The 18,158-nt window shown below is 70.0% G+C and carries 24 protein-coding genes; 11 read left to right on the top strand and 13 right to left on the bottom strand.

All coding sequences use genetic code 11. The annotated features are described in order from the left end of the window. Window positions 1–5: 5 nt before the first annotated feature. The 3 genes from BW41_RS06825 to BW41_RS06815 are packed head-to-tail and all read left to right on the top strand — an operon-like array spanning window position 6 to window position 1,641. Window positions 6–488: a UPF0262 family protein gene (locus BW41_RS06825; RefSeq protein ID WP_037533243.1), complete on the top strand. Its 483-nt coding sequence runs from the start codon at window positions 6–8 to the stop codon at window positions 486–488. Next, window positions 488–1,165, top strand: a complete 678-nt coding sequence (locus BW41_RS06820; RefSeq protein WP_037532807.1) for a GH25 family lysozyme — start codon at window positions 488–490, stop codon at window positions 1,163–1,165. Before BW41_RS06825 ends, BW41_RS06820 begins: the two co-directional genes overlap by 1 nt. Then, window positions 1,162–1,641: a cytidine deaminase gene (locus tag BW41_RS06815; RefSeq protein ID WP_051583315.1), complete on the top strand. Its 480-nt coding sequence runs from the start codon at window positions 1,162–1,164 to the stop codon at window positions 1,639–1,641. The genes BW41_RS06820 and BW41_RS06815 overlap by 4 nt, the downstream gene beginning before the upstream one ends. A gap of 13 nt (window positions 1,642–1,654) precedes the next feature. Here BW41_RS06815 and BW41_RS06810 read toward each other — a convergent pair whose 3' ends face one another. The 4 genes from BW41_RS06810 to BW41_RS06795 all read right to left on the bottom strand — a co-directional run bounded on the left by BW41_RS06810 (window position 1,655) and on the right by BW41_RS06795 (window position 4,576). Further along, complete coding sequence (locus BW41_RS06810; RefSeq protein ID WP_235199674.1) at window positions 1,655–2,806, bottom strand: RcnB family protein; 1,152 nt, start codon at window positions 2,804–2,806, stop codon at window positions 1,655–1,657. A 116-nt stretch (window positions 2,807–2,922) separates the two neighbouring features. Further along, entirely contained in the window at window positions 2,923–3,405 is a 483-nt protein-coding gene (locus tag BW41_RS06805) for a GAF domain-containing protein (protein WP_037533236.1), read from the bottom strand. Window positions 3,406–3,470: 65 nt separating this feature from the next. Further along, window positions 3,471–3,896 (bottom strand): alternative ribosome rescue aminoacyl-tRNA hydrolase ArfB, encoded by a 426-nt coding sequence (gene arfB / locus BW41_RS06800; RefSeq protein WP_037532802.1) that lies wholly within the window; start codon window positions 3,894–3,896, stop codon window positions 3,471–3,473. A gap of 11 nt (window positions 3,897–3,907) precedes the next feature. Continuing rightward, window positions 3,908–4,576 carry an RluA family pseudouridine synthase gene (locus tag BW41_RS06795; protein ID WP_037533234.1) on the bottom strand — a complete coding sequence of 223 codons (669 nt, stop codon included), beginning with the start codon at window positions 4,574–4,576 and terminating at the stop codon, window positions 3,908–3,910. A gap of 46 nt (window positions 4,577–4,622) precedes the next feature. Here BW41_RS06795 and BW41_RS06790 point away from each other — a divergent pair, with 46 nt between their 5' ends. Continuing rightward, window positions 4,623–5,390 carry a M15 family metallopeptidase gene (locus tag BW41_RS06790; protein WP_037532799.1) on the top strand — a complete coding sequence of 256 codons (768 nt, stop codon included), beginning with the start codon at window positions 4,623–4,625 and terminating at the stop codon, window positions 5,388–5,390. A 45-nt stretch (window positions 5,391–5,435) separates the two neighbouring features. Next, entirely contained in the window at window positions 5,436–5,621 is a 186-nt protein-coding gene (locus BW41_RS06785) for a hypothetical protein (protein ID WP_037532797.1), read from the top strand. A 6-nt stretch (window positions 5,622–5,627) separates the two neighbouring features. Here BW41_RS06785 and trmB read toward each other — a convergent pair whose 3' ends face one another. Further along, on the bottom strand, window positions 5,628–6,308 hold the full coding sequence (gene trmB / locus BW41_RS06780) for a tRNA (guanine(46)-N(7))-methyltransferase TrmB (RefSeq protein WP_037532795.1): 681 nt from the start codon (window positions 6,306–6,308) through the stop codon (window positions 5,628–5,630). A 93-nt stretch (window positions 6,309–6,401) separates the two neighbouring features. On the opposite strand from trmB, the gene BW41_RS06775 reads away from it, so the two are divergent. The 3 genes from BW41_RS06775 to BW41_RS06765 are packed head-to-tail and all read left to right on the top strand — an operon-like array spanning window position 6,402 to window position 8,210. Further along, window positions 6,402–7,211, top strand: coding sequence for a formate/nitrite transporter family protein (locus tag BW41_RS06775; protein WP_037532792.1), 810 nt, complete (start codon window positions 6,402–6,404; stop codon window positions 7,209–7,211). Next, on the top strand, window positions 7,208–7,807 hold the full coding sequence (locus BW41_RS06770) for a phosphatase PAP2 family protein (RefSeq protein WP_051583314.1): 600 nt from the start codon (window positions 7,208–7,210) through the stop codon (window positions 7,805–7,807). The genes BW41_RS06775 and BW41_RS06770 overlap by 4 nt, the downstream gene beginning before the upstream one ends. A 58-nt stretch (window positions 7,808–7,865) precedes the next feature. Further along, complete coding sequence (locus BW41_RS06765; RefSeq protein WP_037532791.1) at window positions 7,866–8,210, top strand: PilZ domain-containing protein; 345 nt, start codon at window positions 7,866–7,868, stop codon at window positions 8,208–8,210. Between the two features lie 45 nt (window positions 8,211–8,255). Here BW41_RS06765 and metK read toward each other — a convergent pair whose 3' ends face one another. Genes metK through BW41_RS06750 form a run of 3 tightly spaced genes read right to left on the bottom strand, consistent with a single transcriptional unit; the run spans window position 8,256 to window position 12,397 of the window. After that, on the bottom strand, window positions 8,256–9,473 hold the full coding sequence (gene metK / locus BW41_RS06760; protein WP_037532789.1) for a methionine adenosyltransferase: 1,218 nt from the start codon (window positions 9,471–9,473) through the stop codon (window positions 8,256–8,258). 43 nt (window positions 9,474–9,516) lie between these two features. Continuing rightward, window positions 9,517–11,055, bottom strand: coding sequence for an apolipoprotein N-acyltransferase (lnt, locus tag BW41_RS06755; protein WP_235199673.1), 1,539 nt, complete (start codon window positions 11,053–11,055; stop codon window positions 9,517–9,519). Between the two features lie 49 nt (window positions 11,056–11,104). Next, the gene (locus tag BW41_RS06750; RefSeq protein ID WP_037532787.1) at window positions 11,105–12,397 is read right to left on the bottom strand and encodes an Hsp70 family protein; all 1,293 of its coding nucleotides are present in this window, start codon (window positions 12,395–12,397) and stop codon (window positions 11,105–11,107) included. 83 nt (window positions 12,398–12,480) lie between these two features. Here BW41_RS06750 and BW41_RS06745 point away from each other — a divergent pair, with 83 nt between their 5' ends. Beyond that, the gene (locus BW41_RS06745; protein WP_037532784.1) at window positions 12,481–12,915 is read left to right on the top strand and encodes a VOC family protein; all 435 of its coding nucleotides are present in this window, start codon (window positions 12,481–12,483) and stop codon (window positions 12,913–12,915) included. Then, complete coding sequence (locus BW41_RS06740) at window positions 12,912–13,214, top strand: polyhydroxyalkanoic acid system family protein (protein WP_037532780.1); 303 nt, start codon at window positions 12,912–12,914, stop codon at window positions 13,212–13,214. Before BW41_RS06745 ends, BW41_RS06740 begins: the two co-directional genes overlap by 4 nt. Before the next feature lie 31 nt (window positions 13,215–13,245). Here the strand turns inward: BW41_RS06740 and BW41_RS06735 are convergent, their stop codons facing one another. The 4 genes from BW41_RS06735 to BW41_RS06720 all read right to left on the bottom strand — a co-directional run bounded on the left by BW41_RS06735 (window position 13,246) and on the right by BW41_RS06720 (window position 16,388). Further along, entirely contained in the window at window positions 13,246–13,776 is a 531-nt protein-coding gene (locus BW41_RS06735; RefSeq protein WP_037532777.1) for a response regulator transcription factor, read from the bottom strand. After that, window positions 13,773–15,056, bottom strand: a complete 1,284-nt coding sequence (locus BW41_RS06730) for an ATP-binding protein (RefSeq protein ID WP_037532774.1) — start codon at window positions 15,054–15,056, stop codon at window positions 13,773–13,775. The genes BW41_RS06735 and BW41_RS06730 overlap by 4 nt, the downstream gene beginning before the upstream one ends. 380 nt (window positions 15,057–15,436) lie before the next feature. Continuing rightward, a complete protein-coding gene (wrbA, locus tag BW41_RS06725) occupies window positions 15,437–16,036 on the bottom strand; it encodes an NAD(P)H:quinone oxidoreductase (RefSeq protein WP_037532772.1) in 600 nt (199 codons plus the stop codon). A 103-nt stretch (window positions 16,037–16,139) separates the two neighbouring features. Further along, entirely contained in the window at window positions 16,140–16,388 is a 249-nt protein-coding gene (locus BW41_RS06720) for a hypothetical protein (RefSeq protein ID WP_037532769.1), read from the bottom strand. Window positions 16,389–16,490: 102 nt separating this feature from the next. On the opposite strand from BW41_RS06720, the gene BW41_RS06715 reads away from it, so the two are divergent. After that, a complete protein-coding gene (locus BW41_RS06715) occupies window positions 16,491–17,396 on the top strand; it encodes a LysR family transcriptional regulator (protein WP_037532767.1) in 906 nt (301 codons plus the stop codon). Here the strand turns inward: BW41_RS06715 and BW41_RS06710 are convergent. Next, a complete protein-coding gene (locus BW41_RS06710) occupies window positions 17,393–18,142 on the bottom strand; it encodes an SDR family NAD(P)-dependent oxidoreductase (protein ID WP_037532765.1) in 750 nt (249 codons plus the stop codon). The genes BW41_RS06715 and BW41_RS06710 overlap by 4 nt on opposite strands. Window positions 18,143–18,158 lie beyond the last annotated feature (16 nt).

The raw sequence follows: 18,158 nt of genomic DNA, 5'->3' as shown, positions 1-18,158 counted from the left end.
CGACGATGGCCGACCCGCGGATCATCGCCGTCACGCTCGACGAACGCAGCATCGGCTGGCGTTCGGCCGATATCGAGCAGGAGCGGCGGATCGCGATCTTCGACCTGCTCGAGGGCAACCGATTCGCGCCGCAGCGCGTCCATGCCGACCAATATGCCGGCCCCTACCGGATCACGCTCGAGTCGGCGGAAGGGCGGCTCGGCATCCACATCCACCGCGAGGACGATAGCCATCTGGAAACATTGGTCCTCGCGCTTGGCCGCTTCCGCCGCGCGATCAAGGACTATTTCGCGATTTGCGATAGCTACTATCAGGCGATACGCGCCTCTACCCCGCAACAGATCGAGACCGTCGATATGGCCCGTCGCGCCATCCACAATGAAGCCGCCGAGATGCTGCGCGAGCGGCTCGCCGGCAAGATCGAGGTCGATTTCGACACCGCGCGCCGGCTGTTCACGCTGATCTGCGTGCTGCATCTGCGCGGCTGATGATCGCCTTCTTCCTCAAGGCCGGCGGCGTGCTCGCCGCCGCGGGCGCGATCGGCATCGCCGGGTGGAGCTTCGCGACCAGCTGGCATCCCGCCGCCAGCCAATATCCGTTGCAGGGGCTCGACCTGCCCGAGAATCCCGGCGCGATCGAATGGGGCACGGTGCGCGCCCGCGGGGCCGACTTCGCCTATCTCGTCGCCACGTCGGGCGCGGACCGGCGCGATCCCGGGTTCGAGTCGAACTGGGCCTCGATCCCGGACGCGGGGCTGCGGCGCGGCGCGGTGCACGTCTATTCTTTGTGCCAGCACGGCCGCGATCAGGCCAATGCCTTCAACGCCTTCGTGCCGCGCACCGCCGATGCGCTGCCGGTCGCGGTCGACATCAGCTTCCACGACGATTGCACCGCCCGGCCCGAACGCGCCGCGCTAATCGACGAGCTCGGCGAATTCGTCCGGATGGTCGAAACGCACACGCGCAAGCCGGTGCTGCTGCGGCTGAGCAAGCCGGTCGAATCGGCCTATCAGATCTCCGCGGCGATCGACCGGCCGGTCTGGGCGGTCGCCAATCTCTTCCCCCCTGCCTATGCCGCGCGGCCATGGCGGATGTGGCGCGCGAGCGACATCCGCCGGATCGACGGCATCGAAGGCCCCGTCAATTGGGATGTCGTCGCACCATGACTGAAGTTTCCGGCACCGATATCGTCGACCGCGATGACGCCGTCCGCCTGATCGACGCCGCCCGTGCCGCCGCCCGCCACGCGCATGCGCCCTATTCGCGATTCGCGGTCGGCGCGGCGCTGCTGATGCGCGACGGCAGCCTGATCACCGGCGCCAATGTCGAGAATGCGAGCTACGGCCTGTCGCTCTGCGCCGAGACGGTGGCGGTCGCCACCGCCAGCGCCGCCGGACGGCTGCGCGAGGTGGTCGCGGTCGGCGTGATCGGCGGCGCGATGGACGCCGCGGGACAGGCGACCGGCACCACCCCCGTCTCCCCCTGCGGGCGCTGCCGGCAGGTGCTCAACGAGGCGGCGCAGCTCGGCGGCCGTGACCTCGCCGTCTATTGCGGGGCCGCGGAGGGCGATGCGATCGCGCGCTATCGCCTCTCCGAGCTGCTGCCGGACGCCTTCGGCCCCGCCGACCTCGGCATCCGCTAGGACGCCGCCGCCCTCAGCGGCAGTTGCAGCGCGGCGCGGGCCGCCAGACGCGACGCGTCTTGCTGCGCACCGCCGGCCGGCGCGTGTAGGTGACATGGTCCTCGAACGTCTCGGTGGTCGTCGTCGTCACCACCGGCGCGCTCTGGATCACCACCGTCGTCGAGGATGATGCCGGATAATAATAGCCGTCGCGATAATAGCCGCTGCCGCCGCTCGACGTCGTCACCGTCGTCGTGCCGTCGGACGAGCGCCACGACGATCCGCCCGGCGCATAGGCGACCGGCGGCGGGCCTTCGGGCGCCACCGGCACCTCATAGTCGTGGCGATAGGGTGCGGGCGGCGGCGGCGGCGGCGGCGGCGGCGGCGGCGCGCGGCGATTCCCGGCGCGATCGATCGCATAGCCCGCCGCCGCACCGACGCCGGCGCCGATCACCGTGCCGCCGAGCCGGTTGCCGCGCCCGGCGATGACGTTGCCGGCGACCCCGCCGACCGCCGCACCGGCGACCGCGCCGCCGACGCCGTTGCTGCGCCGGGGTGCGCGATCGTCATAGCGCGCCCGGTCGTCATAGCCGCGGTCGTCATAACCCCGATCGTCATAGCCCCGATCGTCGTAACCGCGATCGTCGTAACCGCGATGGTCGTAGCCGCCGTCGGCATAGACGCGATCGTCCTGGCCATAACCGACGCCGGTCCCATCCCAATCGACGCCGTCGCGCGTATCGAAGACCGAGCCGCGCGCATCGATCAGCACCGCATCGTCGTAATAGCGCACCCAGTTATAGCCGGGCATCGGTCGGCTGAGACCATAAGCCTGCCAGTCGGTGACGTAGAACCGCGGCGCGATCCAATAGCTCGGCAAGGCATAGCCGCGATACGGCCGGCGATAGGCACGCCAGCCGCCGGGGGCGTTGGCACCGCCCCACCAATGGCCGTCGACCTTGCTGCCCCAGCGCATCGTCGCGGGGCGCGCCACCGGGGCCGGGCGCGGGCCGCGCTGTGCCTGCCACGATTGCAGCCGCGTCGCGGGCGCGACGCCCGTCGGCGCAGGGTAGCTCGTGCCCGGCTGCACCATCGGCCCCGGCCCCGGCGTCACCACGCGTTGCGCTTCGGCACCGTGAACTGAGCCCAGCATCAGGCCGGCCGTCGCAATCCACCACGTCCGCATCGTCATCTCCCTGTCGCCGGTGCGCCGCCCCTCGCCCCGAAGCTTACCAAAATCTTAACGCACCGCCTATCATTTCGCCTCCGGACTCACCAGCATAGCCGCCGTCCCGTTTCGGATCAGCGCAGCCGCTCGGCCAGCAACGCCGCCAGCGATTCGCACCCCGCCGCATCCTCGGCATCGAAGCGCGCCGGCACGGGACTGTCGAGATCGATCACGCCGATCAGCATGCCGTCGCGGACGATCGGCACGACCAGCTCCGACCGGCTCGCCGCATCGCAGGCGATATGGCCGGGAAAGGCGTGGACGTCCTCGACCAGCTGCGTCGTATGCGTCGCCGCCGCGGTGCCGCACACCCCCTTGCCGAGCGGGATGCGGATGCACGCCGCCTTGCCCTGGAACGGCCCCAGCACGAGCTCATCCGCGACGAAGCGGTAGAAGCCCGCCCAGTTGAGATCGGGCAGATATTGCCACAGCAGCGCTGCGGCATTGGCCATGTTGGCGATCGCGTCAGGCTCGTCGGCGGTCAGCGCGTCGAGCGCCGCGCGGAGGTCACGGTAGAGATCGGCCTTGGCGCCGGCGGTGATGTCGAACTGGTACATGCCGCCGATGTAGGCGCGCCGATGCGGCGCGTCACCTCCGCTGCGCACGTCGCGCGGTCATCCGGCTAATCGAGCCGCACCCGCCCCCGCCCCGCCTTGATCGAGCTGCGGCCCTTCTTCTCGTCGACGCGGCGGGCCTTGGCGGTCTTGCTCGGCTTGGTCGGGCGGCGTTTCTTGGGGATGATCGTCGCTTCCTGGATCAGCGCGACCAGCCGTTCGCGCACCTCGCGGCGGTTGAGCTCCTGCGAGCGGTTGCTCTCGCCGCGCAGCGTCAGCACGCCCTCCTTGCTGAGCCGCGAACCGGCGAGCACGGTCAGCCGCTGCTTGACCAGATCGGGCAGATTGGGCGAGCCCCAGACGTCGAAGCGGAGCAGCACCGCGCTGTCGGTGGTGTTGACGTGCTGGCCGCCGGGCCCGGAGGCGCGGGTGAAGCTTTCCTCCACCTCGCGCTCGTCGATCGCGATCGATCGCGTCACCTGGATCAGCGGCATCGGCGTCGGGCTCAGGCGGCGGGCGGCGCCGCTGCGAGCTCCGGCCAGACGCCGAACCGCTCGGGCAGCGGCGCTTCGGCGGCGATCGGCTCCTTGCCCTCGCGCGGCACGGTGAGTGCGGCGGCGTGGAGCATCATCCCGCCCGGCTCGCCCGCACCGTAAACCGGATCACCGATCACCGGCAGGCCGAGGCCGGTCGCGGCATGGACGCGGATCTGGTGCGTGCGGCCGGTCGCCGGGCGGAACTCGACGAGCGCGCGGCCGTCGCGTTCGGCGATCAGCCGCCACGCGGTCCGTGCCGCCTTGCCATCGGGATCGGCGACGATCCGCCAGCCGGTCTCGCGCGTGCTCACCTTGCCGAGCGCCAGGTCGATCACCCCCTCGCCCGCCGCCGGCACACCGGCGAGGATGGCGAGATAGCGTTTCTCCACCGCGCCGCGCTCGAACGCCTGCTGGAAGCGCGCCTGCGCCTTGGGGTTGCGCGACAGCAGCAGGCAGCCGCTGGTGTCGCGATCGAGCCGGTGCACCGGCGTCGGCCAGCGCTGAAAGCCGAATTTCAGCGAATCGAGATGATTCTCCAGGCTGAGGGAGCCGTCGCGCGGCTTGTCGACCGGCAAGCCGGCAGGCTTGTCGATGACCAGAGCCTCGCCGTCGATGAACAATACGCGGTCGCCATGCATGAGAAACGCCTTGCCACTCCCTGCCCGTCCGCGCCAGAGGCGCGCGATGCGCCGCGCCGCTCTTCTGCTCGCCACGATGTCGCTCGCCACGCCGGCGACGGCGCAGGTCTGCGCGGGCGCCTCGGCGAGCATGGCGAGCGACGGGCGGGTCTACGGCCATCTGCCCTATGGCGACGCGCCGCCCGACGACCTCGTCGCCGCGCCGCCGGGCTTCGCGCTGCACGACTGCCAGTTGCGCCGCGACATGATCCCCGATCTCGAACGGCTGCTCGCCGCGGCGCGCGGCGATCCGGCGGTGATGGGCCAGTTGCGCGCGCTCTCCTGCCACCGGTCGATCCTGCGCCAGGCGAGCGTCTTCTGCCGCGATCATCCCGAGGCGGGCGGCCTCGGCGATGCGACGCGCGCGATCTCGGTCGCGCCGCCGGGGCATAGCGAACATGCCACCGGCTATGCGCTCGACTTTGCGGTGCGGCCCGCCAACGGCTGTCCCGACGCCGAAGGCTGTATGGCGGCGACGCCGGCCGCGCGCTGGCTGGTCGCCAATGCGCCGCGCTTCGGCTTCGAAATGTCCTTTCCCGGCGGCAACCGGCAGCACGTCAAATGGGAACCGTGGCACTGGCGGTGGGTTGGCACCAGCGCGACCGCGCCCGGTGCGGCCCGCGCGCGCTTCATCTTCGCCAAGGCGCGTGCGCAATTCCCGGCCGATCCGGCAGTCGACGGCGTGCGGACGATCGCACGGCTGTTGCCGTTGGTCGCGGTGTCGGTGCCGCCCTGGCCCGCGCCGACGCCGCGCAAGGGCAAGCGCCGCCGCTGAGCGGCTCTTGGGTAAACGCCGCCGATGGGCGGCACGGAGGGATTGATGTTCGTCGATTTCCGCGAAGTCCCGCCCCCGCCGCGCTGGGAGCCCGAACCTGCCCGCCGCCGCTTTACCCCGCGCCAGCGCAAGACGATGGAGATCGTCGTCGGCGTCAACCTCGTCATGCTGGTCTTCGCCCCGCTTGGCGGCGCCACGCTGGTGCAGGCGATCGTCGCCCTGTGGCGCTAGGCGGAGCTACTGGCGGACGTACCGGAAATACCACACCTCATGCCCCTGCCGGCGTGCCTTGCGCTCGTAGCGCGTCTCGGGCCAGTCGTCGGGGCGGGTGAGGAAATCGTGCGGCGTCGTGGCGGTCCAGACGAAGTCGCGGCGCTGGTTCATGATCATCATCGCCCAGCGGCAATAGGTCGGGTCGTCGGTGCCGAGCCGGAATTCGGCGCCCGGCTTGAGCTTGGCGGCGATCGCGTCGAGGGGGCCGTGGTTGACCATGCGGCGCTTGGCATGCCGCGCCTTGGGCCAGGGATCGGGGTGTAGCAGATAGACGCGCGACAGGCTCGCGTCGGGCAGCCGTTCGACGACGTCGAGCGCGTCGCCCATGTGCAGGCGGACGTTGGTCAGCCCGCCATCGCGGATATGACCGAGCGCCCCGACGACGCCGTTGAGGAACGGCTCGCAGCCGATGAAGCCGATGTCCGGACGCATCGCCGCCTGCCCGGCGAGATGCTCGCCCGCGCCGAAGCCGATCTCGAGTTCCAGCGGCCGGTCGTCCCCGAACAGCGTCGTCGCGTCGAGCGGCCCCGCCTCGGGCACGCTGAGCGGCGCGAGCGTCTCCTCGACGAGCGCCGCCTGGCCGAGGCGTAACTTGTGGCCCTGACGACGGCCGTACAGGCGGCGGATGGTGGCGGGATCGTTCATGGCCGCGCGCCGTAGAACACAACGCCTTGCAGGGAAACGCCACAATCGCGCACGCGGTGGAGCAAAGCCGCCGGACGGAGTGTTGCACCGCTGATGGCCGACGATACACCCGATGACGATACGCTGAAGGCGGCAGACGCCAAGACGCTGCACAAGACGGTGCGCGAATCGGGAGAGGACGAGCTGCGTCGCCCGGCGATGCAATTGTTCTGGTCGGCGCTCGCCGCCGGCATCGCGATCAGCGTCTCGCTGCTGACCGAGGCGGCGCTGCATGCCGCGCTGCCCGATACACCGTGGCGCGAACTGGTCACCGGCTTCGGCTATCCGATCGGCTTCCTCGCGGTGATCCTCGGGCGGATGCAATTGTTTACCGAAAGCACGATCACCGCGATGCTGCCGCTGGTGACGCGGCCGTCGCGCTGGGCGCTGTGGCGGACGGTGCGGCTGTGGGGGATCGTCCTTTTCGCCAATCTCTGCGGCACCGCGATCGCCGGACTCGCCATCGCCCAGGGCGTGATCGGGAACGAGGAGATCCGCGCCGCGGCGCTGACCATCTCGTCGAGCATCACCGAATTGTCGGCGGGGCGGACCTTCGTCAATGCGATCCCGGCCGGCTTCATGATCGCGATCCTCGCCTGGGCGCTGCCCAATGCGCGCAGCCAGAGCGTGCTGGTAATCGTCGCCTTCACCTATCTGCTGGTCATCGCCGGCTTCAGCCATTCGATCGTCGGATCGAGCGAGGCGTTCCTGCTGATGTTCGCCGGCCGGATCGGCGTGGCGCAGACGCTGTTCGCGCTGATCGCGCCGGCGGTCCTCGGCAATCTCGTCGGCGGCGCCGGCATCTTCGCGGTGCTCGCGCACGGCCAAGTCCGCGGCGAAATGCCGCAGGAGGATGAGACGTGAACACGGCGCAGACGGCAGCGAAGCGGGTCGAGCAGGTCGACCGCCGGCTGACTCATGACGCGGCGGCCGGCAAGGACAGCGCGCCGGTGCAATGGGCCAGCTGGGTCGGCGAGATCGCCGATCAGCCGCAACTGATCACCGCCTCGATCGCGACGATCGCGGCAGGGGTGGTCGGCGGGCGGCGCGACCTGATGCGCGGCGGTGCCAGGATGCTCGCCGCGCACCTCGTCGCCACTGCGGCGAAGAGCGCGATCAAACATTCGATCGACCGGGCGCGCCCCAGAAAGGCGATCGACGAGGGCGACGATCGGTTCGAACCCGGCGACAGCAACGATCACCAGCTCAACTCCTTCCCCTCGGGCCATACCGCGGGCGCCGTGGCGGTGGCGCGGGCGGCGGCGCGCGAGATCGACGGTGCCGCCGCGCCGGCGGCGATCGGCGCGATCGCGGTGGCGGCGATCCAGCCGGTGGCGGGCAATCATTATCTCACCGATGTGCTCGTCGGCGGTGCGATCGGCTGGCTGTCGGAGGCGTTGGTCGACGCGGCGTTCAGACGGCTCGCCCCGCACGGCACGGACGAGCGGCTAGGACGTTAGCACAGGACCCATTGGGTTTTAGCTGTCCCTCATGCTAACGCCTCAATACGGAACCGTTATGACCATCCCGACCGAACCTCCCCGCGAAAAGCGCAACAGCGTCATCGTCCGCGCGCTCATCACCCCGCCCGGCGGCGCCAGCAGCGAACGGCGCGTCCGCAACCTGTCACGGTCGGGCGCCTGCGTCGATCATGACGGCGAACTGACCGCCGGGATGCGGATCGGTCTGGTGATGGGGCGGATCACCGATCTGGTCGGCGAAGTCGTCTGGGCGAAGGAGCGGCTCGCCGGCATTCGCTTCGAGGAACCGGTCGATCTCGACGAAGCGCGTCAGCCGCGCGGTACGACAGCCCCGGCCAAGGCCGGGTGGATCGCCTCGATCAACGACGCCTATCGCCGCTGAGCAGACCACCTCCCGCGCCGGGCGCGGGAGGCGGCGTGATGCCAATTAGGCGACGGCGGCCTTGAGCCGGTCGACCAGATCGGTCTTTTCCCAGGTGAACAGGTCGCCTTCGGGCTCGCGACCGAAGTGGCCGTAGGCGGCCGACTTCACATAGATTGGCGCGTTGAGCTTGAGGTGCTGGCGAATGCCCTTGGGCGTCAGCCGGACGAGCTGCGGCAGCACCTGCTCCAGCTTCGCCTCGTCGACCGTGCCGGTGCCGTGCGTGTCGACATAGACCGACAGCGGCTCGGCGATGCCGATCGCATAGCTGAGCTGGATCGTGCAGCGCTTGGCAAGGCCCGCCGCGACGACGTTCTTGGCGAGGTAGCGCGCGACATAGGCGGCCGAGCGATCGACCTTGGTCGGATCCTTGCCGCTGAACGCGCCGCCGCCGTGCGGCGCGGCGCCGCCATAGGTGTCGACGATGATCTTGCGGCCGGTGACGCCCGCGTCGCCATCGGGACCGCCGATCTCGAACGCGCCGGTCGGGTTGATATAGACCTTGGTCTCGTCGGTGACGAAGCCCTCCGGCAGGGTGCTCTTGAGCACGCCGGTGACATACTCCTTCAGCACGTCGTACTTGGCGGCATCGGCATTGTCGCCCTGCAGGCAATAGCCCGCCTTGTGCTGCGTCGAGACGACGAGCGCGACCGCGCGCACCGGCACGCCATTCTCATATTGCAGCGTCACCTGACTCTTGGCGTCGGGCTCAAGGAACGGCGCCTTGCCCGAATGACGGTCGGCCGCCATCGTCTCGAGGATCTTGTGGCTGTAATAGAGCGTCGCCGGCATCAGGCCGGGCGTCTCGTCGGTGGCGTAACCGAACATGATGCCCTGGTCGCCCGCGCCCTCGTCCTTGTTCGACCCCTCGTCGACGCCCATCGCGATCTCCGCCGACTGGCCGTGGAGATTGTTCTGGAAGTCGAAGGTCTCCCAGTGGAAGCCCGACTGTTCGTAGCCGATCCGCTTCACCGTCGCGCGCACCGCGGCCTCGATCTCGGCGAGCGCGCCGTCGGCCCAGGCGCCGTTCTCGTACACGCCCTTGCAGCGGATCTCGCCCGCCAGCACGACGAGGTTGGTGGTGGTCAGCGTCTCGCAGGCGATGCGCGCCTCCGGGTCCTTGGACAGGAACAGATCGACGATCGTGTCGCTGATCTGGTCGGCGACCTTGTCGGGATGGCCTTCGGAAACGGACTCGGACGTGAAGATATAGCTGCTGCGCATCACTGCCTCATAACGATATAAAGATGCCTTTATATGACCGCTCCTAACGCGCGGACCGTCGGATGGCAATCGCCGCCACCGCGAAGCCGAGCGCGACGATCAGTGCCGCCCAATTGCCCAATCGGCTGAACAGCGTGGGCGGCAAGGGCGCCGGCATCGGCAGCTCGATCGCCCCCGCCGTCTCATGCGGAACCGTGGCGAGCAGCCGCCCATCGGCGGCGATCACCGCCGAAATCCCGGTCGGAGTCGAGCGCACGATCGGCAGCCCCTCCTCGATCGCGCGCATCCGCGCCTGGGCGAGATGCTGCGGCGGCCCCCAGCGGCCGAACCAGGCGTCGGTCGACGGATTGAAGATGATCGCCGGTCGATGCGCCTCGTCCACCGTGCGGCCCGAGAAGATGATCTCGTAACAGATCTGGAAGCCGATCGCGCCGAAGCCGGGGATGACGAGCGTGCGCGGCCCTGGGCCGTCGTCAAAGTCGAAATCGCCCGGTACCAGCCGCGCGAGGCCGAGCGGCCTGAGCAGCCACGGTACCGGCAGATATTCGCCGAACGGCACCAGATGCGCCTTGTCGTAGCGGCCGACGATGCGCGCGCGCGCGTCGATGGCGAACACCGAATTGGACGCGCCGGCGACATCGCCCTTGGCGTCGAAGCGCAGCGGCGTGTGGCCGGTCATCAGCACGTCACGCGGGCCGAGCAGCCGCGCCAGCCGCCAGCGGTTGAACAGCGGACTCTGACCGAAATAGATCCAGCGCGGATAGCCGCTCTCCAGATAGTCGCGCATCACGCCTTCGGGCCACAGCACCAGCCGCGGCCGCGGCCCCGGCCGCCCCGACTGGCGGATCAGCGCGGCGAGCATCACCTCCTGGTCGCCCTCGCCGCGTGCGTCCTGCCCGATATTAGGCTGGACGACGCGCAACAATGGCGCGGAGCGCGGGGCCGGCGGCGCGTTGGTCCAGAGCGCCGAGACGGCGGCCAGCGTCAGCATCGCGGCGAGCGCGGCGGGCAGATGCCAGCGCCGCCGGGCGAGCAGCAGCAGCGACACCGCCGCCAGCACCGTCACCCCCGACAGGGCATAGGTGCCGATCCACGCCGACAGCCGCGCGACGCCGATCACCGGCAGCCAGATCACCGCGATCGGATCCCAGGCATAGCCGCTCATCAGCACCGAGCGCAGATATTCGGCGGCGATCCACGCGGCGGCGAAGACCAGCGCATAGCCGGCGTCGGGCGCGCCGCGCCGGCCCACCCGCCAGCTGACCCAGGCCGCCGCCATCGGAAAGACCGCCAGATACAGCGCCAGCGCCACCGCGGCGAAATAGCCGAGCACCGGCGGCATCTTGTCCTGAAAGTCGAAGGCGTGCTGGAACCAGTTGTTGTTGATCGTGAAATGGCCGAGGCCCCAGCACCAGCCGAGCCACAGGGCGCGCCGCCCCGTCTCCGCGCGGTGCACCAGCGCGGCCAGCCCGGCGAGCCCCAGCAACGTCAGCGGCCAGAGCTGCAACGGCGCGAAACCCGTCGCGGCGATCGCACCGAGCGACAGGGCGGCAAGGGCAGGACGGCGGGTCAGGAAGCGCATGATCGCGCCTGTAGCGCGCAGCGGCGGCAAAGTCCTCCCCGCCCGCGTCTCAGCTGGTCCAGGCGGCGATATCGTCCTGCAGGCCGATCAGCGCGAGGCCGTGCGCGATCGACGTCAGCTCGCCGCCGGTGGCGATCCGCGCCGCGCCGAACCGTTCGGCGAACAGGCGGCGGATGCGCGGCGTCAGCGAGGTGCCGCCGGTCAGGAAGACGCGGTCGATCGCCGCCGCCGCTACTCCGGCACGCGACAAGGCCTCGTCGACCGCGGCGTCGATACGCGCGATATCCGGCGCGATCCACGTCTCGAACGCGTCGCGCGTCACCTCCGCGGCGATTCGGAGCCCGGCGCCTTCGAAGGTTAAGCGCGCCTGTTCGGCGCTCGACAACGCCCGCTTCACCGCACCGATCGCGTCGTAGAGGTGGTAGCCCAGTTCCTGTTCGATCACCGCGATCATCCGGCCGATCGCGTCGGGATCGAGCGCGGCGCGGCGCAATTTGTCGAGCTCGGCGAGCGTCCGCCGGTTGCGCATCAAGGCGAGGCGCGACCAGTCGGCGAAGTCGGCGAAATAGCCGGCGGGGATTTCGAGAATCTTGTCGAACGACCGGTAGCTGCCGCCCTTGCCGAGCAACGGCAGCACCAGCCGTTCGAGGATGCGCTGATCGAACCGGTCGCCGGCGATGCCGACCCCGGCGTGACCCAGCGGCACGCAGCGCCGCGCCGCACCCGGCACGTCGACGCGCACCACCGAGAAGTCGCTGGTGCCGCCGCCGAAATCGGCGACGAGGATGGTCGCCTGCTCGCTCAGCCGCGCCGCATAGCTGAACGCCGCGCCGAGCGGTTCGTAGACGTAATGCACCTCTGCACCGAGTGCGCCGAACACCTGATCGTAGCGCTGGCGTGCGAGCGCCTCGTCGGGGCGGCTGCCGGCATAAGCGACCGGCCGGCCGACGACGACGCGGGCGATCGGCCCATTGAGCCGCCCGCGTGCCCGTGCCCGCAATTTGGCGAGGAACAGCGCGCCGAGATCCTCGAAGCGCAGCCGCCGCTCGAAGACATTGGCATGATCGAAGCTCGCGCTGGCGGCGACCGACTTGAACGATTGCAGGAAGCGGCTGCCTTCCGGAAAGTCGAGATATTCGCGGATCGCCCACGGCCCCGCCTCCGACGCGAGGCCGCCGCGCACCTCCGCGTCCTCCCAGAAGCACAGCGCCGAGCGGAACACCGGCTCCTCGCCATCGGGCGCGTCGAGCGGGACGAGGTCGGCGGCGGTGCCGGCCGCAATCGCCGCGACGGTGTTGGTGGTGCCGAAGTCGAGGCCGAGCGCAGGCAAGGGAACAGTCATCCCCGCGCCTCTGTCACGGCCGGCCGGGCCGCGGCAAGGATTAGCGGTGGCCTCCCCCGGCCCGCTCGCCTAATCGTGGCGCCATGACGCTGCGCCCCTTCCACCTCGCCTTTCCGGTCCACGATCTGGCTGCGGCCCGCGCCTTCTACGGCGGCGTGCTCGGCTGTCCGGAGGGGCGATCGAGCGACCAATGGATCGACTTCGATCTCTACGGTCATCAGATCGTCGCGCATCTCGATCCCGCCGCGCGCGCGGTGGCCCATGCCAACGAAGTCGACGGCCACCACGTCCCGGTGCCGCATTTCGGCGTCGTCCTGACCATGGCCGACTGGCGCAGCCTCAGCGAGCGCGTCGCCGCCGCGGGCGTGACCTTCGGCATCGCGCCGCACATCCGCTTTCCCGGCCAGGCGGGCGAGCAGGCGACCATGTTCTTTGCCGATCCGTCGGGCAACGCGCTCGAGTTCAAGGCGTTCGGCGATGATGCGATGCTGTTCGCAACGAGCAAGGACCCGGCATGAGCGCGCCCATCGAAGTCAATATCCCCCACAGCCTCGGCAAGGCCGCGGTCCGCGACCGGCTTGACGGCGGCATCGGCAAGATCGGCCGGCTGATCCCCGGCGGCGCCGGCGTCGAGCATCGCTGGGAGGGGGATACGATGCATTTCACCGTGACCGCCATGGGTCAGGCGATCGGCTGCCGCGCGACCGTGTCGGACAGCAACGTCCATGCGGTGGTCGACCTGCCCGGCTTTCTCGGCCTGTTCGCGGGCAAGATCCGCGACGTGATCCAGGCGGAGGGACCCAAGCTGCTGAAATAGGCTCTTCCCCGTGCCGGGGAGGAATAGGCCTTCACCCCATATGCTTCTTGTCGAGCTTCCGCGCCAACGTCCGCCGGTGCATGCCGAGCCGCCGCGCCGCTTCGGAGATGTTGAAGTCCACATCGGCGAGCGTCTGGTGGATATGCTCCCATTCCAGCGTTTTGATCGATGTCGGCGGCGCTGCGGCGATCGTCGCGCCGGCATCGCCGTCGACGCGCGCGAACGCCGCCTCGATATCGTCGGTATTGGCGGGCTTGGTCAGGTAATTGGTCGCGCCGAGCTTGATCGCCTCGACCGCGGTGGCGATGCTGGCGAAGCCGGTCAGCACGACGATCCGCATCGCGGGATCGAGCGCGTGCAAGGTCGCGACACAGCTCAGCCCCGACGCCCCGCCGAGCCGCAGGTCGACCACCGCATGGTCCGGCGCGAAGGCTGCGACCGTCGCCTCGATCCCCTCCGGACTGGGCAGCATCGTCACCGCATAGCCGCGCCGCTCGAACGACCGGCCGAGCGTACGCGCGAAATTGGCATCGTCCTCGACGATCAACAGCCGTCCGCTCATCGTGCCTCCTCCTCCAGCGCCAGCGCCGCGACCGGCAGCCGCAGCACCAGCTCCGCACCGCCGGCAACGTTCCGTGCGGTGAGCGTGCCGCCGAGCGTGCGCAGGACATTGGTGGCGAGGAACAGCCCCAGCCCCGCCCCGCGCCGGTCCTTGCTGGTGTTATAGGGGCGACCGATCCCGGCGAGCACGGCGGGCGAGAAGCCGCCGCCGTCGTCGCGCACGGTCAGCACGATCGTCGCCGCGTCGATCGCCGCGGTCAGCGTGATCTCGCCCGCGCCCGCCTCCGCGGCATTGTCGAACACATTGGTCAGCGCCTGGCCGAGCGCCTTGTCGGCGACGATCGCGCGATCCTCGCCGAGCCGATCGTCATAGGTCACCCGCCCCGGCCACACCGCGACGAGGCCCGAGAGGAAACGGCGCAGGGTGGTCCGCTCGGGCGCCTCGCCGGTGACCTCGCCGGCGGCGAAGAGGATGCCGGAGACGATCGTCTTGCAGCGCAGCACCTCCGCCTGCATCTCGTCGACCTCGGCGGCGAGCCGCGCGTCGCCGCGGATCGCCGGCTCGCTGCGCCAGTCGCCGAGCAGCACGAGGATCGAGGCGAGCGGCGTGCCGAGCTCGTGCGCCGCACCGCTGGCGAGCAAACCCATGCGGACGATCTGGTCCTGCTCCGCCGCGCGCTGCCGCATCGTCGCGAGATGCGCGTCGCGGCTGCGCAGATTGGCGGCGATGCGCGTCACGAACAGCACCAGCAGCACCGCGGCGAGCACGAAATTCGCCCACAGCCCGACGATATAGACCGGCGACAGATGCGACGCGAACCACGGCGGCAGCGCCAGCGGCGGGCTGAGCCACGCGACCAGCCCGAGCGCGACCGAGGCGAGCCCGACCAGCACCCAGCTCGACCAGGCATGAAGCAGCACCGCGCCCATCACCACCTGAAGGAAGTAGAGCGAGATGAAGGGATTGGCCGGCCCGCCGCTGAGATACAATTGCGCCGACAGCGCGGCGACATCGCAGGCGAGCGAACCGAACAGCTGGAAATTGGTCACCGGCCAATGCGGATGGCCGAGCCAGGTCATGACGTTGAGCATGACCAGCGCGGCGAGCACCACCCCCATCGCCACCACCGGCAGATCGATGCCGAGCCCGTACCGGACGATGAGGATCGCCGCGAGCTGGCCGCCGACCGCCATCCAGCGCAGCAGCACGAGCAGCCGCATGTTGCGCGCCGCGGCATCCTCGGGCGCGGGCGGCGGCAGGCGGGGCGGCTGGGTCGACATGGGAGGAGTGTAGGCGGGTTTACGGCGGTGCGCCAATCGTGGCGACCGGGGCCATATCCGGCGAGACGCGCTGGCTTCGGTCGCTACCATGGCCCGCTCGAGCCTCGCGTTACGCCCCACCGTCATGCCGGGCTTGTTCCGGCATCCACCGTTCCGCGATCAGGCGCCGTCGAGTTCGCAGCACCATGGACTCCGGAACAAATCCGGGGTGACGAGGCGTTCGAGGCGGCGCCGCGTCTTAGGTCAAATCTCAGCGCCGCCGTCCGGCCGCGGGACGAGCCGACGGCGACACGCCGTTCCCGGCCCCAATCGCCCCGGATCACCTCCGGGGCAACGAGGGTTGAAGGGCGGCCCGCGTTTCCGCGCGCCGCGCCCTCATCTCACTTGAGCTTGGCGGCCGTCTCGGCGATGCGCTTGCCCTGATAGCGCGCGCCGTCGAGGTCGATCTGGCTCGGCTGGCGGCTGCCGTCGCCATCGGCGATCGTCGAGGCGCCATAAGGCGTGCCGCCATGGACTTCCTTGACCCCGCCCTGCGCCTGATAGCCGTAGTCGAGGCCGACGATGGTCATGCCATGATGCAGCAGGTTGGTGATGATCGAGAAAAGCGTCGTCTCCTGGCCGCCATGCTGGCTGGCGGTCGAGGTGAAGGCGCCGCCGACCTTGCCGATCAGGCCGCCGCGCATCCACAGCCCACCGGTGGTATCCCAGAAGGCGGCCATCTGCGCCGGCATGCGGCCGTAGCGGGTCGGCGCGCCGACGATGATCGCGTCATAGTCGGCGAGCGCGTCGGGTCCTTCGATCAGCGGATGCGCGGTATCGGTCTTGAAATGCGCGGCCTTGACCACCTCGTCGGGCGCGGTTTCGGCGACGCGGCGGATGTCGACCTCGGCACCGCCGGCGCGGGCGCCTTCGGCGACGGCATCGGCCATCTGCTCGATATGGCCGTAGGACGAATAATAAAGCACCAGAACCTTGGTCATCCAGACATCTCCGCGTTTCGTATCCGACCCTACATGGCCGCGCTGGCCCGATGGGTAAACCGGCGCGCTGGAAACCGTCCGTTTCCGCACCCGGTTCCCCGGCTCACCCGGTCAGCAGCGCGGCCAGCCACGGGTCGCGCGGCACGAGGATGTCGAACAGCCCGAGCGCCACCAAAGCCGGCCGCGCCGCCAGCATCGCCGCTGCCGCCGCGGCGACCTGCTCCGGCGTCGCCTGCGCATCGAGCCACGTCCGCGCATTGGCGAGGAACGCCGCCACCGTACCCTTGCGCAGCATCATGCCGTCGCGTTCGACGAAACTGGCCTCGTCCGGCAGGATGTCTTCGGCACGCATGGCGTCTTCCTCTACTGGATGATCCTATTCTAGCGCGCAAATCGATGGAACGGCACCGCCGGCGCTGATAGCGGTCGGCCACTCGCCAGCGAAGGAGCCGTGATGCGCCTACCCGATCTCGAAGCCTGGGCGATCTTCGCCGCGGTCGCCGAACATAAATCGTTCAGCGCCGCCGCCGAGACGATCGGCCTCAGCAAGGCGACGGTGTCGAAGGCGATCACCCGGCTCGAGGAGCAGATCGGCCAGTCGCTGTTCCACCGCACCTCGCGGCGGCTGGCGCTGACCGAGGCGGGCAAACCGCTCGCCGCGCACGCCGGGCGCATCCTCGCCGAGGCGCAGGCCGCCGAGGAAGCCGCACGCGATGCGCTGAGCGCGCCGACCGGCCGCATCCGGCTCGCCGCGCCGATGAGCTTCGGGGTGCGCAGCGTCGCGCCGCTGCTCGCCGAATTCCTCGCCGAACATCCTGGGGTGGAGATCGACCTGCACCTGTCCGACGCACGCGTCGACATCGTCGCCGAAGGGTTCGATGTCGCCTTGCGCATCGGCGACCTGCCCGACAGCAGCCTGCGCGGCCGTCGGCTCTGCGAGGTGCGGATGCATCTCGTCGCCGCGCCCGCCTATCTCGCCGCGCACGGCACGCCGGAGCAGCCCGGCGACCTGACCCGCCATCGCGTGCTCGGCTATTCGAACGCCTCCGCGCCGTGGCGCTTCCAGCATGCCGACGGCCGCGACGTTGCGATCCGGCCGCAGGGGCCGCTGATCGCCAACAGCGGCGAGGCGCTGCTGCCGACGCTGATCGCCGGACTCGGCATCGCGCGACTGCCCGGCTTCATCGTCGGCCCGCATATCGCGAGCGGTGCGGTGGTGACGATTTTGCCCGACTGGTCGGCGGCGGCGATCGGCCTCCACCTGCTCACCCCGCCGAGCGCGCTGCGCCCGGCGCGGGTCGAGGCGTTGATCGGCTTCCTCTCCAGCCGGCTGCGCGACCCATGCGCCGAAGTCGATTAGCCGGCGCGGGCGACCTGAAAGCCGGCGAACGACTGGCTGACCGGCATCAGTTCGAGCCGGTTGATGTTGAGATGCGGCGGCAGCGTCGCCACCCACAGCATCGTTGCGGCGATATCCGCGGCGGTCATCGGGTCGGCGCCCTTGTAAAGTGCGTCCGACGCCGCCTGGTCGCCGCCGGTGCGGATCGTGGTGAATTCGGTCTCGACCATGCCCGGTTCGATCGAGGTGACGCGGACGCCCTTGCCGTGCAGGTCCGATCGCAGCCCCAGCGAGAATTGCTCGACGAACGCCTTGGTGCCGCCATAGACGTTGCCGCCGGTATAGGGATAGGTCGCGGCGACCGACGACAGGTTGATGATCGCGCCGCGCCGCGCGATCAGCGCGGGGAGCAACCGGTGGGTGAGCGCGACGAGCGCGGTGACGTTGGTCGCGATCATCGTCCGCCAGTCGTCGAGCTTCGCCTCCTGCGCCGGCTTGGTGCCGAGCGCAAGGCCGGCGTTGTTGATCAGCAGGTCGATGTCGCGCCAATCCTCCGGCAGCCCGTCGATCGCCGCGCCGGCGGCCGCCTCGTCGGCGACGTCGAAGGCGAGCGTGTGGACCGCGTCACCCAGCTTCGCGCGCAGGGTGTCGAGCCGCTCGGTGCGGCGCCCGGTCGCGATCACCCGCCATCCCGCCGCGACGAACGCCTCCGCCGCCGCCGCGCCGATCCCGGCGGTGGCGCCGGTGATGAATGCCGTCTTGGTCATGAACTCTCCGATGATC

This window comes from Sphingomonas sp. RIT328, from assembly GCF_000632225.1.
GTDB lineage: Bacteria > Pseudomonadota > Alphaproteobacteria > Sphingomonadales > Sphingomonadaceae > Sphingomonas > Sphingomonas kyungheensis.
The sequence above is the reverse complement of the archived record's forward strand: the minus strand, read 5'-3'. Positions and strand labels throughout refer to the sequence as shown.

Excerpts from the sequence above, each read along its gene's own strand:
- BW41_RS06790 (WP_037532799.1), top strand. The coding sequence starts at position 4,623 with ATGCGCCGCGCCGCTCTTCTGCTCGCCACGATGTCGCTCGCCACGCCG.
- BW41_RS06710 (WP_037532765.1), bottom strand. The coding sequence starts at position 18,142 with ATGACCAAGACGGCATTCATCACCGGCGCCACCGCCGGGATCGGCGCG.
- trmB (WP_037532795.1), bottom strand. The coding sequence starts at position 6,308 with ATGAACGATCCCGCCACCATCCGCCGCCTGTACGGCCGTCGTCAGGGC.
- metK (WP_037532789.1), bottom strand. The coding sequence starts at position 9,473 with ATGCGCAGCAGCTATATCTTCACGTCCGAGTCCGTTTCCGAAGGCCAT.
- BW41_RS06825 (WP_037533243.1), top strand. The coding sequence starts at position 6 with ATGGCCGACCCGCGGATCATCGCCGTCACGCTCGACGAACGCAGCATC.
- BW41_RS06810 (WP_235199674.1), bottom strand. The coding sequence starts at position 2,806 with ATGCGGACGTGGTGGATTGCGACGGCCGGCCTGATGCTGGGCTCAGTT.
- BW41_RS06815 (WP_051583315.1), top strand. The coding sequence starts at position 1,162 with ATGACTGAAGTTTCCGGCACCGATATCGTCGACCGCGATGACGCCGTC.
- BW41_RS06805 (WP_037533236.1), bottom strand. The coding sequence starts at position 3,405 with ATGTACCAGTTCGACATCACCGCCGGCGCCAAGGCCGATCTCTACCGT.
- BW41_RS06775 (WP_037532792.1), top strand. The coding sequence starts at position 6,402 with ATGGCCGACGATACACCCGATGACGATACGCTGAAGGCGGCAGACGCC.
- BW41_RS06785 (WP_037532797.1), top strand. The coding sequence starts at position 5,436 with ATGTTCGTCGATTTCCGCGAAGTCCCGCCCCCGCCGCGCTGGGAGCCC.
- BW41_RS06765 (WP_037532791.1), top strand. The coding sequence starts at position 7,866 with ATGACCATCCCGACCGAACCTCCCCGCGAAAAGCGCAACAGCGTCATC.
- BW41_RS06715 (WP_037532767.1), top strand. The coding sequence starts at position 16,491 with ATGCGCCTACCCGATCTCGAAGCCTGGGCGATCTTCGCCGCGGTCGCC.
- BW41_RS06740 (WP_037532780.1), top strand. The coding sequence starts at position 12,912 with ATGAGCGCGCCCATCGAAGTCAATATCCCCCACAGCCTCGGCAAGGCC.
- wrbA (WP_037532772.1), bottom strand. The coding sequence starts at position 16,036 with ATGACCAAGGTTCTGGTGCTTTATTATTCGTCCTACGGCCATATCGAG.
- BW41_RS06720 (WP_037532769.1), bottom strand. The coding sequence starts at position 16,388 with ATGCGTGCCGAAGACATCCTGCCGGACGAGGCCAGTTTCGTCGAACGC.
- BW41_RS06795 (WP_037533234.1), bottom strand. The coding sequence starts at position 4,576 with ATGCATGGCGACCGCGTATTGTTCATCGACGGCGAGGCTCTGGTCATC.
- lnt (WP_235199673.1), bottom strand. The coding sequence starts at position 11,055 with ATGCGCTTCCTGACCCGCCGTCCTGCCCTTGCCGCCCTGTCGCTCGGT.
- BW41_RS06750 (WP_037532787.1), bottom strand. The coding sequence starts at position 12,397 with ATGACTGTTCCCTTGCCTGCGCTCGGCCTCGACTTCGGCACCACCAAC.
- BW41_RS06745 (WP_037532784.1), top strand. The coding sequence starts at position 12,481 with ATGACGCTGCGCCCCTTCCACCTCGCCTTTCCGGTCCACGATCTGGCT.
- BW41_RS06820 (WP_037532807.1), top strand. The coding sequence starts at position 488 with ATGATCGCCTTCTTCCTCAAGGCCGGCGGCGTGCTCGCCGCCGCGGGC.
- arfB (WP_037532802.1), bottom strand. The coding sequence starts at position 3,896 with ATGCCGCTGATCCAGGTGACGCGATCGATCGCGATCGACGAGCGCGAG.
- BW41_RS06730 (WP_037532774.1), bottom strand. The coding sequence starts at position 15,056 with ATGTCGACCCAGCCGCCCCGCCTGCCGCCGCCCGCGCCCGAGGATGCC.
- BW41_RS06735 (WP_037532777.1), bottom strand. The coding sequence starts at position 13,776 with ATGAGCGGACGGCTGTTGATCGTCGAGGACGATGCCAATTTCGCGCGT.